A 13061-nucleotide genomic window follows, 5' to 3' on the forward strand; every position below is an offset into this window, starting at 1 on the left:
TTGCGAAAAGCGTTGGTGCCATTGGCATCGGTAACGCTGATGGCGGTGCTGTTCGTACCGGCCCACTCGGCCATGATCGCCCCGGTCGAGACCGATCCGAGCAGTCCGCTGGCGAGCCGGTTCCATTTCACCGAGATGCCGATCGCGCTGCCACCCGGCTTGCCCGAGCACAAGATCCGGCATATCGAGCCACGGTATGAGCATGTCGTGGCGTGGATGTCCTCGGTCAACGCCGCGACGGCGATCAACGATATCGACGGCAACGGCCGGGCCGATGACCTATGCCTGGTCGATTCCCGATCCGATACGGTGATCGTCACGCCGACGCCGGATAGCGACACCAGCCGCTACGCACCCTTCGCACTCGATCCTGCGCCGCTGCCGACCGACGACCGAATGGCCCCGACCGGCTGTGTTCCAGGCGATTTCGACCACTCGGGCCGCATCGGTCTGATGGTGTACTACGGCGGGCGAACCCCGATCCTGTACCTGCCGCGCGCGGGTGCCAAGCACCTGGACAACAAGGCCTTCCGGCCGGTGGAAATGGTGGAGCCACCGGCCACCGAGGACGGCGGCTATCAGGGCGCGCGCTGGTTCACCCTGGCCGCTTCGGTCGCCGACTTCGACGGTGACGGCAACCCGGATGTCTACCTCGGAAACTACTTCCCGGATAGTGATTTCATCGGTCCGGACGGTCAGCACAGTCTGACGCTGAACGAATCGTTCTCCACCGCGACCAATGCCGGTACCGACCGCATCCTCACCTTCCAGCAGAGCACCGGCGGCGCCGAGCCGACCGCGGTGTACCGCGAGGTCGTCAACGCGCTCCCGGAGGGGAAGGCGAACGGCTGGACACTGGCTTCCGCCACCCAGGACCTCACCGGCGACCAACTACCCGAACTGTATGTCGCCAACGACATGGGCCCGGATCGCCTGTTCGTGAACAAGTCGACACCGGGACACATCGGCTTCGGCCTCGCCGAAGGTGAACGCGGCCCGACGGATCCGAAGTCCTTTGTGCTCGGCCATGATTCGTTCAAGGGCATGGGCGCGGACTTCGCCGATCTCGACGGCGACGGTATGCCCGATCTGTTCGTCAGCAATATCGCGCAGCGGTGGGGGATCGTCGAGGCCAACCTCGCCTTCTACAACACCGCCACCGATCCGAAACAAGCCGCGGCGCAATTGGCGTCGGGCGTCGCACCGTTCGAGAACCGGGCCGTGGAAAAGGGCGTCGCCTGGGACGGCTGGTGCTGGGATACCAAGGTCGCCGACTTCGACAACAGCGGCCGACCGCAGATCGTGCAGACCAACGGGATGTTCAAGGGTTCGAGCACTCGGTGGCCGCAGGTACAGGAAATGGCCACGATGAACGACGATTTCACCAAGTACCCGTGGGCCTGGCCGAAGTTCACCGAGGAATCGGACCTGGCGGGCAATAACCGCATCGGCTTCTTCGCCCAGGACGACAGCGGCAAGTTCGCCAATATCTCGCCCGCCCTCGACACCTTCGCGGCGACACCCACCCGTGGCATCGCGGTCGGTGACTCGACCGGCACCGGCAACCTCAGCTTCGCGGTCGCCAGGCAGTGGGAAGCGCCGGTCTATTACCGCAACGACGCACCGCATCCCGGGCAGTACTTGGGCTTGCGGTTGCTGACCCCGCCGACCACCGCTGCCGCCGGCGAGACGACGGTCGCGGGCAAGCCCGTGCTCGGTTCTCCGGCTCTCGGCGCCGAAATCACCGTGACCATGCCGGACGGCAAAACCCATGTGGCCCAAGTCGATGGCGGCAGTGGGCACGCGGGCAAGCGGTCCACCGATATCCACGTCGGACTCGGCGGTATCGATCCGACTACCGCGCTGTCGGTACAACTCGCGTGGCGCGATAACCACGGCGCCGTGCACACCCAGCAGCTGCAGCTGCGACCGGGGCAACACACCCTCGTTCTCGACTCCGATGCCCGGGAGGTGCACCAGTGAGTGTTCAAGCACATTCGAACGGAACAGCGGTGGTCGAAAACACCAACGGCTCCGCACCCACCTCGGCGCAAGCTCGGCGGCGAAAGTGGTTGGGCGTCAATATCGAAGGACGTGATCCGCGCTATCTCGCGCTGCGCAACTTCGCGGCCTCGCTGACGATCTTCAATATTCTGGGCTTCCTGTGGCTCGGATTCGAGCAGCCGTGGCTGTGGCCGTTCCTCAGCGCGGGCACCGCGTATGCGGTCGAGATGATCCTGGAAACGCTTGCGGCATGGGCCTATCGCCGCCCGGCCGGTTACCGGGGCAACGGACTCCGCGGGCTGATCGTCTTCCTGCTGCCCGCGCACATCACCGGCGTCGCCTTCAACTTCCTGATGTACGCGGCGGACCAGTTCCTGCCGATCATGTTCGGCATCACGGTCGCGGTCGGCACGAAATGGGTGCTGCGGGCCAAGGTCAACGGCAAGGTCAAGCACTTCATGAACCCGTCGAACTTCGGGATCGTGGTCGCGCTGCTGGTCTTCCCGACGATCGCCGTGGTCGGTCCGTATCACTTCGTCGAAAACGTCTCGGGTCCGGCCGACGCGCTGATCGTGCTCGGGCTGCTCGGCGCGGGCACCATGCTCAACGCCAAGCTGACCAAGAAGACACCGCTGATCATGGCCTGGCTGGGTGCGTATGTGCTGCAGGCGGTGGTGCGCGGTCTGCTGGATAGCAACATCTCGATCATCGCGGCGCTGCTGCCGATGACCGGTATCGCCTTCGTGCTCTACACCAACTACATGATCACCGACCCGGCGACGACACCGTTCGCCAAGCGCGACCAGATCATCTTCGGCGGCTCGGTCGGCCTGATGTACGGCGTACTGATGGCACTGCACGTCTCGTTCGGCTTGTTCTTCGCGCTGGTGATCGTGTGCGCGAGTCGGGGACTGTTCTGGTGGTCCCGAAATATTCGGGAATGGCTGGCCGATCGCCCGACCGTCGCGGTGGTGGACGTGCACGAGACGGCAGCGGAGCCGGACGAACCCGCAGCGGTAGCGGAAGCGGACGAGTCTGCGACGGCAGCGGAGCCGGACGAATCAGCGGAAGTCGAACCGGAGAAGGAACCGGCACGGTCCTGACAACCGGAACCGACACTGCCGCAACAGAATCGAGGGTCATATGCCATCACTGATCGGACCACTTCGCTCCACCCTGCTCGGCACACGCATCCAGCAGGAACCGATGAAACGGCCGGGCTTCGCGACGCCGAGCCCCGCAACAGCCGCCGAACTGGAGCGGGTCGCCACCCACCTGTCCACCAGCATCCATCTCGCGGTCTGCAGTAAGAACAACGCGGAGTTGATCGAGCAGATTCAACAGCTGCCCGAGCAGTACCAGGGCTTCGCATTCGAAGGCGCCGCGACGGGTCTGGCCGCCGTCGACTCGATCACCCCGTTCGGCCACCGCGCCGCGGACCTGTTCACCGGGCCCGCGGCCAAACACGACCTCACCATGTATGTCGGCGTCGGCCTGGCGATGGGCAAGATTCCGAAACCGATTTGGAAGAAGGTCTTTCCGAAGCATCCGGTGTACCGCTGGCTCGCGGTCGACGGATACGGCTTCTACAACGCCTTTTTCCGCACCGAGAAATACATCGACCGCCAGCACGTCGACGAGCGGTACCCGGCTTGGATGGGGGATACCGCACCGCTGAAACGGGCCGCCGATCAAGGCATCGGGCGCGCACTCTGGTTCGTCAGCGGCGGCTCGGTCGACGGCGTCGCCTCGCGAATCGCCGAATTCGACCCGAGCAGGCACGCCGACCTGTGGAACGGCATCGGCATCGCGACCACCTTCGCCGGTGGCGTGGAAGTCGCCGACCTGGAAGCGATTCGGTCCCTGGTGCCGCAGTTCCACCAGCAGTTGGCGGCCGGGTCGACCATGGTCGCGAAGATCCGGCAGCAGGCCGATAGCGTTACCCCGCATACCGAGGTCGCCGTGCGGACCTACACCGGTCGCACCATCGACGAGGCCGCGGCCTTGATCGATAAGGCCTTCGTCGGCATTCCGGAGGACGGCACGGCCGCCAGTTATCACGCCTGGCGCGACCGTCTCGGTGAACTCGCGGTACCCGGCGGGAGTTGAAGATGACTGTGCGCTGGACGGATAAGCATGTGATCGTCACCGGCGGCTCCGACGGTATCGGAGCCGCCGTGGCCACCGCGTTCGCACTGCGCGGCGCGCGCGTCTCGGTCATCGCCCGGCGGGAGGCGCCGCTGCGTGCCACCGCCGAGCGGATCGGGGCCGACTGGCGCACCGCCGATGTCACCGACCGAGCCGGGCTGGCGATCGCCGTGAAAGAACTGGAGGAACGCAACGGAGCCTGCGCGGTGATCGCCTGCTGCGCGGGCCTCACCCTGCCCGGTCTCTTCCTCGATATCGACAGCGATGAGTTCGGTATCCAGAGCGATGCCAACTATCTCGGCTCGGTCAATGCCATTCGGTGTGTGCTGACCGGCATGGTCGAACGTGGCGAAGGCCATGTCCTGCTTACCAGTTCGACGGCTGCTTTCCTCGGCATCCCCGGATATTCGAGCTACGGGCCGACCAAGGCGAGCGTCCGTCAGCTCGGGCTGTGCCTGCGCTACGAGGTAGAGCCCGACGGGGTGACGGTATCGGTGCTCTACCCGGCCGATACCGACACTCCCGGACTCGCCAGGGAGAACCTGCGCAAACCGGCCGAGACCAAGGCCATTACCGGTTCGATCAAGCCGATGCCCGCCGACAAGGTCGGCGAAGCGGCGGTACGTGGGCTGGAGCGGGGCCGCCATCACATCACGGTGGATCCGCTGACCACCTTCTTCATGCGGTGGGCCAATCTTCCGGAGGATCTGTCCCGGCCGTTTTTCCGCCGCAGTATTGCCCGCGCACGGCAACGAGCACGCCAGGAGCACACCTGATGTCCACCACAGTCAGCGGCGGGGATGCCGCGTTGCGGGCACGGTTGCGCCGCATTTTCACCGCGGGTCCGGGTGAGCAGGGTCGTCCGCTGCCGCTGCGCACGAAGGTCAACTACGCGCTGTGGCTGACCCGGCCCGAAATCGCGCCGATGTCCGGTGCGGTCATGGTGGCCGATGTGCTGTTCAGTGCGCACACCGGAGCCGAGATCTGGTCGGTGCCGATGATCGTGGCGGCGGTGATGCTGGCCGCCGCCATACAACTGTTGCACGTCGCCAATTGCCTGGCCGATCGCTGGGTGGACGTCGAATACAAATCCAAGTTCTCCCGCATGGTTCGAGATCTCGGTGTGCGATTCGTGGCCTGGCAGATCTACCTCACCACCGCGGGCATCGGTGTGGCGGCCGTCTACCTCGCCGTGGCGACCGGGCATCTCGATCTGCTGCTGATCATTCCGGTCGGAACGCTGTTGCTGCTCGAATATTCGCTGCCGCCATGGCATTTCAAGGCCGCCGGATTCTGGCAGATCCCCTGGACCTACCTCATGACCATGGTCTTTCCTGGCGTGGTCGTACTCCGGCTCTACGACCGGCCGATCGAAATACCCGCGCTCATCGCCATTCTCGGCTTGGGGCTGACGACCACCGGAGTTTTCGTCGCGAACACCGCCGAGGACATTCCGGAAGACACCGAGCACGGATTCCGGACCTCGGTGGTGGCGCTCGGTCTGCGCGTCTCGCTGTTCGAGTCGATGACGCGGGTCACCGTCGGCGCCGCACTCGTGGCGGGTTCCGTCGTCGCCATGGTGGGATTTACCTGGACATTGCTCGTGTACGCCGTCGGCGTGTCGGTCGTTATCGGTTACCTTGGCCGGACCCAGCTCGGCACCTGGGGCAAGCCACTGGACGACGCCATGCCGCTCGTCCGATCGCAGGCGAAACTGTTCGTATACATGGTCGCGCTCGTTGCCTGGGCAGCCGTCGTGCCCGCGGCCGCCGTGTTCTGCCAACAATCATCATGACCACCGAGATTCGCTCCGATCGTGAGTCCCTGCTCGTCGAACTGGTCGATGAGCACGGCCGCGCGATCGGAGCACGTTCGGTGGCCGAGGCACACCGCCCGCCCGGGCAGCTGCACCGCGCCTTCTCGGTGCTGCTGTACGACGCGTCCGGGCGGATCCTGCTACAACGTCGCGCAGCGGTCAAAACGCGCTTCCCACAACGCCTTTCGAATACCTGCTGCGGTCATCCCGCACCCGGCCAGGACGTGATCACCGCCGCAACGATTCGACTGATGGAGGAGCTGAACCTGACCGCCACGGAATTGACCGAGGCGGGCATCTACCACTATCGAGCCGCCGACCCACGCGGCGCTCAGGTGGAGCACGAATGGGACCACGTGCTGGTCGGCGTCATCCCCGCCGATCTACCCCGCCCCAATCCGGCCGAGGTCTCCGAATGCGCCTGGGCCGACCCCGCCGAGCTGCTCGGACGTATCTCGACGGCACCCGACTCCTACACCCCGTGGCTGCACGGTGTCCTCGAAATTGCCACGCACGCCACCTACCTCACCTGACCCGCGCCAACCGAGCGGGTGGTCCGTACACCTCAGTCGCCCGCGGCGGCGTCGTCCTCGTCCGGCCAACTGTCTTCGATGATCAGGCGGCCGGATTGCATTGCCCGCGTGTACTGTTCGGCGACCACGGGGGTGGGGTAGGTGGGCCAGTAGGAGATTGCGCCGGTGGGTTTGTCGATGACGCAGACCGAACCGCCGATGGTCGGGGGCAGTGGGGGTTTGTGCGGGTCGATGCCCGGTGGCGGCGGGCAGATGGCGACGACGGTGAAGCCGGTCTCGAATTCGGTGAGCAGGTTGCTGATGCCGTCATCGGTGGACAGGTAGTGGTCGGCGAGGCGTTGTGCCTCGGGTAGATCCACCGGGGTGCTCGCCTCGGTGGGGTAGGCGTGGATATCCATGCCAGAGAACTTACGGCGAAAGCCCAAAGGGCCGTGGTCATTCGAAGTGGACGGTGGCGATCATCCGGCGGGCCAGGGCTTCCGGATCGGAGCCGTCCGTCGAATCCTGCAGTGCCCCTTCGCGCCACAGTGCCGCGAAGCCGTGGACCAGCGACCAGGCGGCGAGGCGGGTGGCTCGTTGCTGCTCAGCGGTGTTGTCGGGCTGCATGATCGAGACTCCGGAACGCAGCGCCGCTCCGGCGGCGGTGCGGGCGGCGACCAGGCGCTCGTCGTCGGCGTGCAGGAGTTCACGCCGGAACATCACATCGAAATGGCCAGGATGGTCGCGAGCGAAGCGGGTATAGGCGAGCGCGACCTCGCGAAATTCCGGACCGGCCGCGGCCAACTGCTCGGCGAGCAGGTCGAAACCTTCGATGGCAAGTGCGGTCAGTAGCCCAGCACGATCACCGAAGTGGTGCGCGGGGGCCGCATGCGAAACATCGGCCCGGCGGGCCAACCCGCGCAGGGATACCGCGTCGACGCCGTCGGTCGCGATCTGATCGGCGGCCGCGGCCAGGATGGTGGCCCGCAGATCGCCGTGGTGATAGCCGCTCTTCGCCATGTCTCGATGGTCGCCCAAAATCTAGTCATTGACAAGTTCCCTGCTTCGGCTTAATCTAGCCACTGTCAAGATTAGGTGTTCGACCCCAGGAGAATCTGATGGCACCGCTGGTTGTACTCATCGTCATCGCCGGACTGGCTCGGTTCATCGGCTGGCTCGGCGACATCGGTTGGCTCGACTCCTGGCCGCACGCCGCCGCACTCGGGCTGGCCGCGATGTTCGCCCTCACCTCGAGCGCGCACTTCATCGAACCGAAGCGCGGCGCACTGGTCGGCATGGTTCCGCCGCAGCTGCCGAACGCCGCCGGCTGGGTCACCCTGACCGGCTTGCTCGAAATCGGCGGCGCCATCGGGCTTTTGATCCCACCCGTCGCCAAACTGGCCGCCGCGGGCCTGATCCTGCTGCTGATCGTGATGTTCCCCGCGAATATTCGTGCGGCGCGTGCGGGTATCGGCATCAAGACCATGCCCCTGCCGCTACGCACCGTCATACAGGTGATCTTCCTCGGTGCGGCAGGACTCGTCCTGTTCGGCTGATCCCCGAAATCGATGTCGGCATACCGAATTCGGTGTGCCGACATAGTCGTATGCGTCCGCGGGGGGATTGGCGGGCTCGGCTCAGCCGGATATCAGCGGCCCACGGCCATAGGCTGTAGCCATGACCTACAGGATCGTTTCTCGGCAGTTCGACCTCGATGTGGACGGCTCATCGCTGAACGGCTATCTGGCCCGCCCCGAAGGTGAGGGCACATTTCCGGCCGTCCTGGTCGGCGCAGAGCTATGGGGACTCACCGAGGACGCACGTCGGATCGTCGATCGGGTCGCCGAGCTCGGCTATGTGGCCTTCGTGGTGAACGTCTACCACCGCTCCGGTCCGGAAACGGCTGCGGGCCTGACCGAAACCGATGAAAACCGGACGCGTGCCTTCGGCCTGCTCGGCGAACTCACCCGCGACGGTGTCGAGGCCGACTTCCGGGCCGCCATCGCCTATGCCCGCGAGCACGGCGGCGCCACCGATAAGACCGGCGTACTCGGCTTCAGCCTCGGCGGCCACCTGGCCTACTTCGCGGCCACCCGACTGGACCTGGATGCGGCGGCCATCTTCTATCCTGGCTGGCTGACCACCGCGGGCACCGCGCTGAGCAGGCCGGAGCCGCTGCTGGCCGCGACCGAGAACATCGCGAAGGGTGATGTGCGGCTGCTGCTGTTCTTCGCCGAACTCGATCACGTCATCGATGCCGAACAGCGCGAACAGCTCGAGGCGACCTTGAATCAGGCGGGTGTGCGGCACGAATCGGTGGTCTACCAGGGCGCGAAACACGCCTTCTTCTTCCCCGGCCGGGAACCGTACGACGAAGCCGCCGCTGAGGATTCGTGGCGGCGGACATCGGCGCTTTTCGCCACCGAATTGGGTTGACCCCGAACCGAATACGACGAGAGCCCGACCGGCCCTGTCTCCCCCTCCGAAGACAGGCCCGATCGGGCTGTAATAAATATGCCTCGGAGGACTTGACAGGGCCTTAAAGGAGCCTTAATAGAGACGTGTCAAGCGGATCAGTGCCGATTGGGGCCGAGTTGGGCCAGGAATTCGGCGTTGGTCGGAGTCTGACGCAGTCCCTCCAGCAGGAGGTCGATGCTCTGTTGACCGTCCACCGCGGCGAGGGTGCGGCGCAACAGGTGCGTCGCCGCCAATTCGTCCGGGGTGAGCAGCAATTCGTCCTTGCGGGTGCTGGACTGTGCGATATCGATGGCCGGGAAGATCCGGCGGCTCGCGGTCGCGCGATCCAGTTTCAGCTCGGCATTTCCGGTGCCCTTGTACTCCTCGAAGATCACGGTGTCGGCCAGCGAACCGGTCTCCACCAGTGCGGTGGCGATTATGGTGAGCGAGCCGCCGTTCTCGAAATTGCGTGCGGCGCCGAGGAATTTCTTCGGCGGCGCGAGCGCGGCGGCATCGACGCCGCCGGAGAGTACGCGTCCAGAGGACGGGGCGGCGTTGTTGTAGGCGCGGGCCAGGCGGGTCAGCGAGTCGAGCAGTACGACGACATCCCGGCCCATTTCGGCCAGGCGCTTGGCATGTTCGATGGCGAGTTCGGCCAATGCGATCTGCTCGCGCGGGGTCTGGTCGAAGGTGGCGGCAGCGACATCGGCGGGCACCGACCTGGCCAGATCGGTAACCTCCTCGGGACGCTCGCCGACCAGGACGAGCATCAGTTCGCACTCCGGGTGGTTCTTCGCGACGCCGTGCGCAATCGCCTGCAGCACAGAGGTTTTGCCCGCCTTGGGCGGCGCGACGACGAGTGCGCGCTGCCCCTTGCCGATGGGCATGACCAGATCGGTGACCCGGGTGGTCATGGCATGCGGTTCGGTCTCCAGGCGCAACCGCTGGTTGGGGTAGATGGGGACGAGGTCCTCGAAGGTCGGCCGGGGCGCGGCGCGTTTCGGATCCTGTCCGTTGATCGATTCGATGCGGATCAGCGGGTCGAGCTTGCCGCTGCGTCCCGGTTCGGCGGACCCGATGATGAAATCGCCACGGCGCAAACCGAATTCGCGGATTAGCCGAGGCGGCACGTGCACGTCATGCGGACCAGGGAGGTAGCCGTCGGCACGGAGGGTGGCGGCGCGGTTGTCGGCGATATCGATGATGCCGCTGACGGATCGTACGGGGTGCTGAGCGGCATCGGCCGCCGCATCCCCGTCTTGTGGTACGGGAAATGTGTTGTCTTTCATGGTCTTTCCTTTGCGTGGGGTACGGCGAACGGCCGTGTGAGGCAGCGGCGACTGAGGCTCGCTGCGGTGAATGGCCCTGTGGGCTCCGGGAACGAGGTGGACCACCATTGCGGTCGGGAATTGAGAGATCTTGCGGGAGTCCGGCTCTGATCGACCGGATGCCAACATCCACAAGGACAGGGGCGAGGATACCTCGTCGAACGGCTGTCGCGCAATGGTCACAGCCCGGCCACGGCGAGCGGCGCAGGCCACTTTTTCGTATCGGTGGCCGATCCGGCAGAACGGATCGGCGGTCTGTCTCGTATCAGTCCATATCCGGCCAAGACCGACGGAAGGCAGGAGCTGCAATGGACGAGCTGGCACCGTTCTACCGGCAAGTGCAATCGCACTACGACGTTTCCGACGACTTCTACCGGCTATTCCTCGACCCTTCGATGACCTACAGTTGCGCCTATTTCGAGCGCGACGACATGACCCTCGAACAGGCCCAACTCGCCAAGATCGATCTTTCGCTCGGCAAATTGGATCTGCGGCCCGGAATGACCCTGCTCGATATCGGATGCGGTTGGGGCGCAACGATGTTCCGTGCGGTCGAGCGTTATGGCGTGAAGGTTGTCGGTCTCACTTTGAGCCGCAATCAGTACGAGCACGTCCGCTCGGAGATCGATCGTCGCGGTGTGGCGGGCGTCGAGATTCGGCTGCAGGGGTGGGAGGAGTTCGACGGGAGTGCCGATCGGATCGTCAGTATCGGCGCCTTCGAACATTTCCGCCGCGAGCGGTACCCGGCATTTTTCGAGCGCTGCTACAACATGCTCCCGCCTGAAGGCCGGATGCTGCTGCATACGATCATCGGCCATAGGCTCAACGACCTGCGTCGCATGAATATTCCGGTAACCAGGGAGGCGGCGCTTTTCCACATTTTCATCAAGCGCGAGATCTTCCCCGGCGGACAGCTGCCCCAGCCCGCCGAGATCACCCGCCTGGCCGGGCAGGCCGGATTCGGCACCGAGCAGATCCAGCCGCTGCGCCTGCATTACGCACGCACGCTGGACCAATGGGCCCATGCGCTGGTGAACCATCACAACGAGGCGGTGCGGATCGCCTCGGAGGAGGTCTACGCCAGATACCTGAAATATCTCACCGGATGTGCCGGGTACTTCCGCAGCGGGCACATCGATGTCATGCAGTTCACAATGGCGAAGTGAGCCAGGGGCCTCAGAGTACGGCCTGGGTCTGCGTCACCTTGGCGACGAGTTTGTCCGCGTCATCGCGGATTTCGGTTTCCACCACGATGAACGACCGTCCCGCGTGCAGTGGTCGCGCCGTCGCGGTCGCATAGCCGGAACGCACGGCCCGCAGGAAGTTCGTCTTGGACTCGACCGTCGTGGTGCCCTGCTTACCCTCGGGCAGATTCAGGAATGCACACACCGCCGCGGTCCCATCAGCGAGCGACATCAGCACCCCACCGTGCATTACCCCGCCCAGCGTGCACAGCGATTCGTCCCACGCGATCCGACTGCGCACCAATGCGGTGCCGTGTTCGAGCACCTCGACTCCGAGGCGCTCGGTGAAGGGCATGGACTGGTGAAAGAGCTTGGTGCCCACCTCATCGATCATGAAGTCAGCCTGCCCGATGCACCCGGCGCGCGTCGATTACCTCGGAGGTAATGAGAAGTACGAGCAGCGCGGTCGCACCGCCGCAGACCAGCACCGTCCCGGGCGAGGTCCGATCCACGATCACCCCGCCGGCCAGCGCACCGACGCAGAAAGTCGCCTGGAACGACGCGGTGAACAGCACCGACGCCACCTCGGGCGCATCGGGCAGCGCATCGGCGAACCAGGTCTGCAGCACCACCGGCACACCGCCGTATCCGATACCCCACACGATGAGCAGCGCGATCGCACCGAAGTCCCAGCGCCCCAGCAACGGCAGCAGCAGCATCGCGGCCGCCATCGCACTCGCCGCGAAGCCGAGCGCGCGACGGGGACGGCCGAGCAGAGTGCCGCCGAGAAAGTTCCCGGCAATACCCGCCACACCGTAGATCAGCAGCAGCACCGTGATCGTGCCCCCACTCACCTCGGTGACCTGCTCCAGGAACGGTGTGACGTAGGTGTAGCTGCCGAACTGTGCGATCACCACGAAAAACGTTGCCAGCAAAGCGATTCGGATGCCCGCACCGCGCAGACCGATGCGCAGCGTGGTCAGGCGAAGGGCCTGCTCGGCGGGCAGCGCGGGCACTGCGACCGCGAGCAGCACCAGCACCACGGCGGACAGCAGGCCCAAGACCACGAACGCGGCCCGCCAGCCCGCGACGTTGCCGACGAATGTGCCCATGGGCACGCCAAGCACCGAGCCGAGCGGAACGGAGGAGAAGATCACCGCGGTCGCCCGGTGCACCGACTCCGGCGGCACCAATCGGCCGGCCAGTCCGGCCGCGATCGACCAGTAGCCGCCGATGGTGATCCCGATCAGCACGCGGGAGGCCAGCACCACCCAGAACTCCGGTGCGAACGCGGCCACCGCATCGGCGATCACCAGCAATAACGTGCAGGCGCACAGCAACAGTCGGCGATCGATCCGCGCGGCAGCGACGGTCACCAGGGGCGCGGCTATCGCGGCCAGCAGACCGGGCAGGGTCATCATCAGCCCCGCCATGCCGTCGGAGATCGTGAAATCGGCTCCGATCGCGGTCAGCAGGCCGATCGGCAGAATCTCGGTCGTCACGATCGAGAAGATGCCGAGCATCACCGCGACGACGGCGAGCCACCGGATCAGCGGTGGCCGGGCGACGGCGCTGGGGGAGGGCGCGAGAACTGTGGACATGCGCTCCAGTC

At 65.4% G+C, this 13061-nt stretch carries 14 protein-coding genes; 9 read left to right on the forward strand and 5 right to left on the reverse strand.

Annotation, left to right across the window (positions count from 1 at the left end; translation table 11 throughout):
• Nucleotides 1–15 precede the first annotated feature (15 nt).
• Genes ACQP1T_RS09940 through idi form a run of 6 tightly spaced genes read left to right on the forward strand, consistent with a single transcriptional unit; the run spans nt 16 to nt 6501 of the window.
• Nucleotides 16–1983: a CRTAC1 family protein gene (locus ACQP1T_RS09940; RefSeq protein WP_433759653.1), complete on the forward strand. Its 1968-nt coding sequence runs from the start codon at nt 16–18 to the stop codon at nt 1981–1983.
• A complete protein-coding gene (locus tag ACQP1T_RS09945) occupies nt 1980–3107 on the forward strand; it encodes an enediyne biosynthesis protein (protein WP_433759654.1) in 1128 nt (375 codons plus the stop codon). The genes ACQP1T_RS09940 and ACQP1T_RS09945 overlap by 4 nt, the downstream gene beginning before the upstream one ends.
• A 40-nt stretch (nt 3108–3147) precedes the next feature.
• Entirely contained in the window at nt 3148–4113 is a 966-nt protein-coding gene (locus ACQP1T_RS09950; RefSeq protein ID WP_433759655.1) for a DUF1702 family protein, read from the forward strand.
• A 2-nt stretch (nt 4114–4115) separates the two neighbouring features.
• Nucleotides 4116–4928 carry an SDR family oxidoreductase gene (locus tag ACQP1T_RS09955; RefSeq protein ID WP_433759656.1) on the forward strand — a complete coding sequence of 271 codons (813 nt, stop codon included), beginning with the start codon at nt 4116–4118 and terminating at the stop codon, nt 4926–4928.
• Nucleotides 4928–5947 (forward strand): UbiA family prenyltransferase, encoded by a 1020-nt coding sequence (locus ACQP1T_RS09960; protein WP_433759657.1) that lies wholly within the window; start codon nt 4928–4930, stop codon nt 5945–5947. Before ACQP1T_RS09955 ends, ACQP1T_RS09960 begins: the two co-directional genes overlap by 1 nt.
• A complete protein-coding gene (gene idi, locus ACQP1T_RS09965) occupies nt 5944–6501 on the forward strand; it encodes an isopentenyl-diphosphate Delta-isomerase (protein ID WP_433759658.1) in 558 nt (185 codons plus the stop codon). Before ACQP1T_RS09960 ends, idi begins: the two co-directional genes overlap by 4 nt.
• Before the next feature lie 32 nt (nt 6502–6533).
• On the opposite strand, the gene ACQP1T_RS09970 is transcribed toward idi, so the two are convergent.
• A complete protein-coding gene (locus ACQP1T_RS09970; protein ID WP_433759659.1) occupies nt 6534–6899 on the reverse strand; it encodes a hypothetical protein in 366 nt (121 codons plus the stop codon).
• Nucleotides 6900–6936: 37 nt separating this feature from the next.
• Complete coding sequence (locus tag ACQP1T_RS09975; RefSeq protein WP_433759660.1) at nt 6937–7500, reverse strand: TetR/AcrR family transcriptional regulator; 564 nt, start codon at nt 7498–7500, stop codon at nt 6937–6939.
• Nucleotides 7501–7598: 98 nt separating this feature from the next.
• Here ACQP1T_RS09975 and ACQP1T_RS09980 point away from each other — a divergent pair, with 98 nt between their 5' ends.
• Together ACQP1T_RS09980 and ACQP1T_RS09985 are read left to right on the forward strand one after the other, a co-directional pair.
• A complete protein-coding gene (locus ACQP1T_RS09980) occupies nt 7599–8036 on the forward strand; it encodes a DoxX family protein (protein WP_433759661.1) in 438 nt (145 codons plus the stop codon).
• 121 nt (nt 8037–8157) lie between these two features.
• On the forward strand, nt 8158–8916 hold the full coding sequence (locus tag ACQP1T_RS09985; protein ID WP_433759662.1) for a dienelactone hydrolase family protein: 759 nt from the start codon (nt 8158–8160) through the stop codon (nt 8914–8916).
• A 137-nt stretch (nt 8917–9053) separates the two neighbouring features.
• Here ACQP1T_RS09985 and ACQP1T_RS09990 read toward each other — a convergent pair whose 3' ends face one another.
• Nucleotides 9054–10226, reverse strand: a complete 1173-nt coding sequence (locus ACQP1T_RS09990; RefSeq protein ID WP_433759663.1) for a transcription termination factor Rho, short form — start codon at nt 10224–10226, stop codon at nt 9054–9056.
• Between the two features lie 347 nt (nt 10227–10573).
• Here ACQP1T_RS09990 and ACQP1T_RS09995 point away from each other — a divergent pair, with 347 nt between their 5' ends.
• Complete coding sequence (locus tag ACQP1T_RS09995) at nt 10574–11431, forward strand: cyclopropane mycolic acid synthase family methyltransferase (RefSeq protein ID WP_433759664.1); 858 nt, start codon at nt 10574–10576, stop codon at nt 11429–11431.
• Nucleotides 11432–11441: 10 nt separating this feature from the next.
• Here ACQP1T_RS09995 and ACQP1T_RS10000 read toward each other — a convergent pair whose 3' ends face one another.
• Both ACQP1T_RS10000 and ACQP1T_RS10005 read right to left on the reverse strand, forming a co-directional pair.
• Complete coding sequence (locus ACQP1T_RS10000) at nt 11442–11843, reverse strand: PaaI family thioesterase (protein ID WP_433759665.1); 402 nt, start codon at nt 11841–11843, stop codon at nt 11442–11444.
• A 4-nt stretch (nt 11844–11847) separates the two neighbouring features.
• Nucleotides 11848–13050 carry an MFS transporter gene (locus ACQP1T_RS10005; protein ID WP_433759666.1) on the reverse strand — a complete coding sequence of 401 codons (1203 nt, stop codon included), beginning with the start codon at nt 13048–13050 and terminating at the stop codon, nt 11848–11850.
• Nucleotides 13051–13061: the final 11 nt, after the last annotated feature.

The sequence above is a fragment of the Nocardia sp. CA-135398 genome (genome assembly GCF_050955845.1).
GTDB lineage: Bacteria > Actinomycetota > Actinomycetes > Mycobacteriales > Mycobacteriaceae > Nocardia.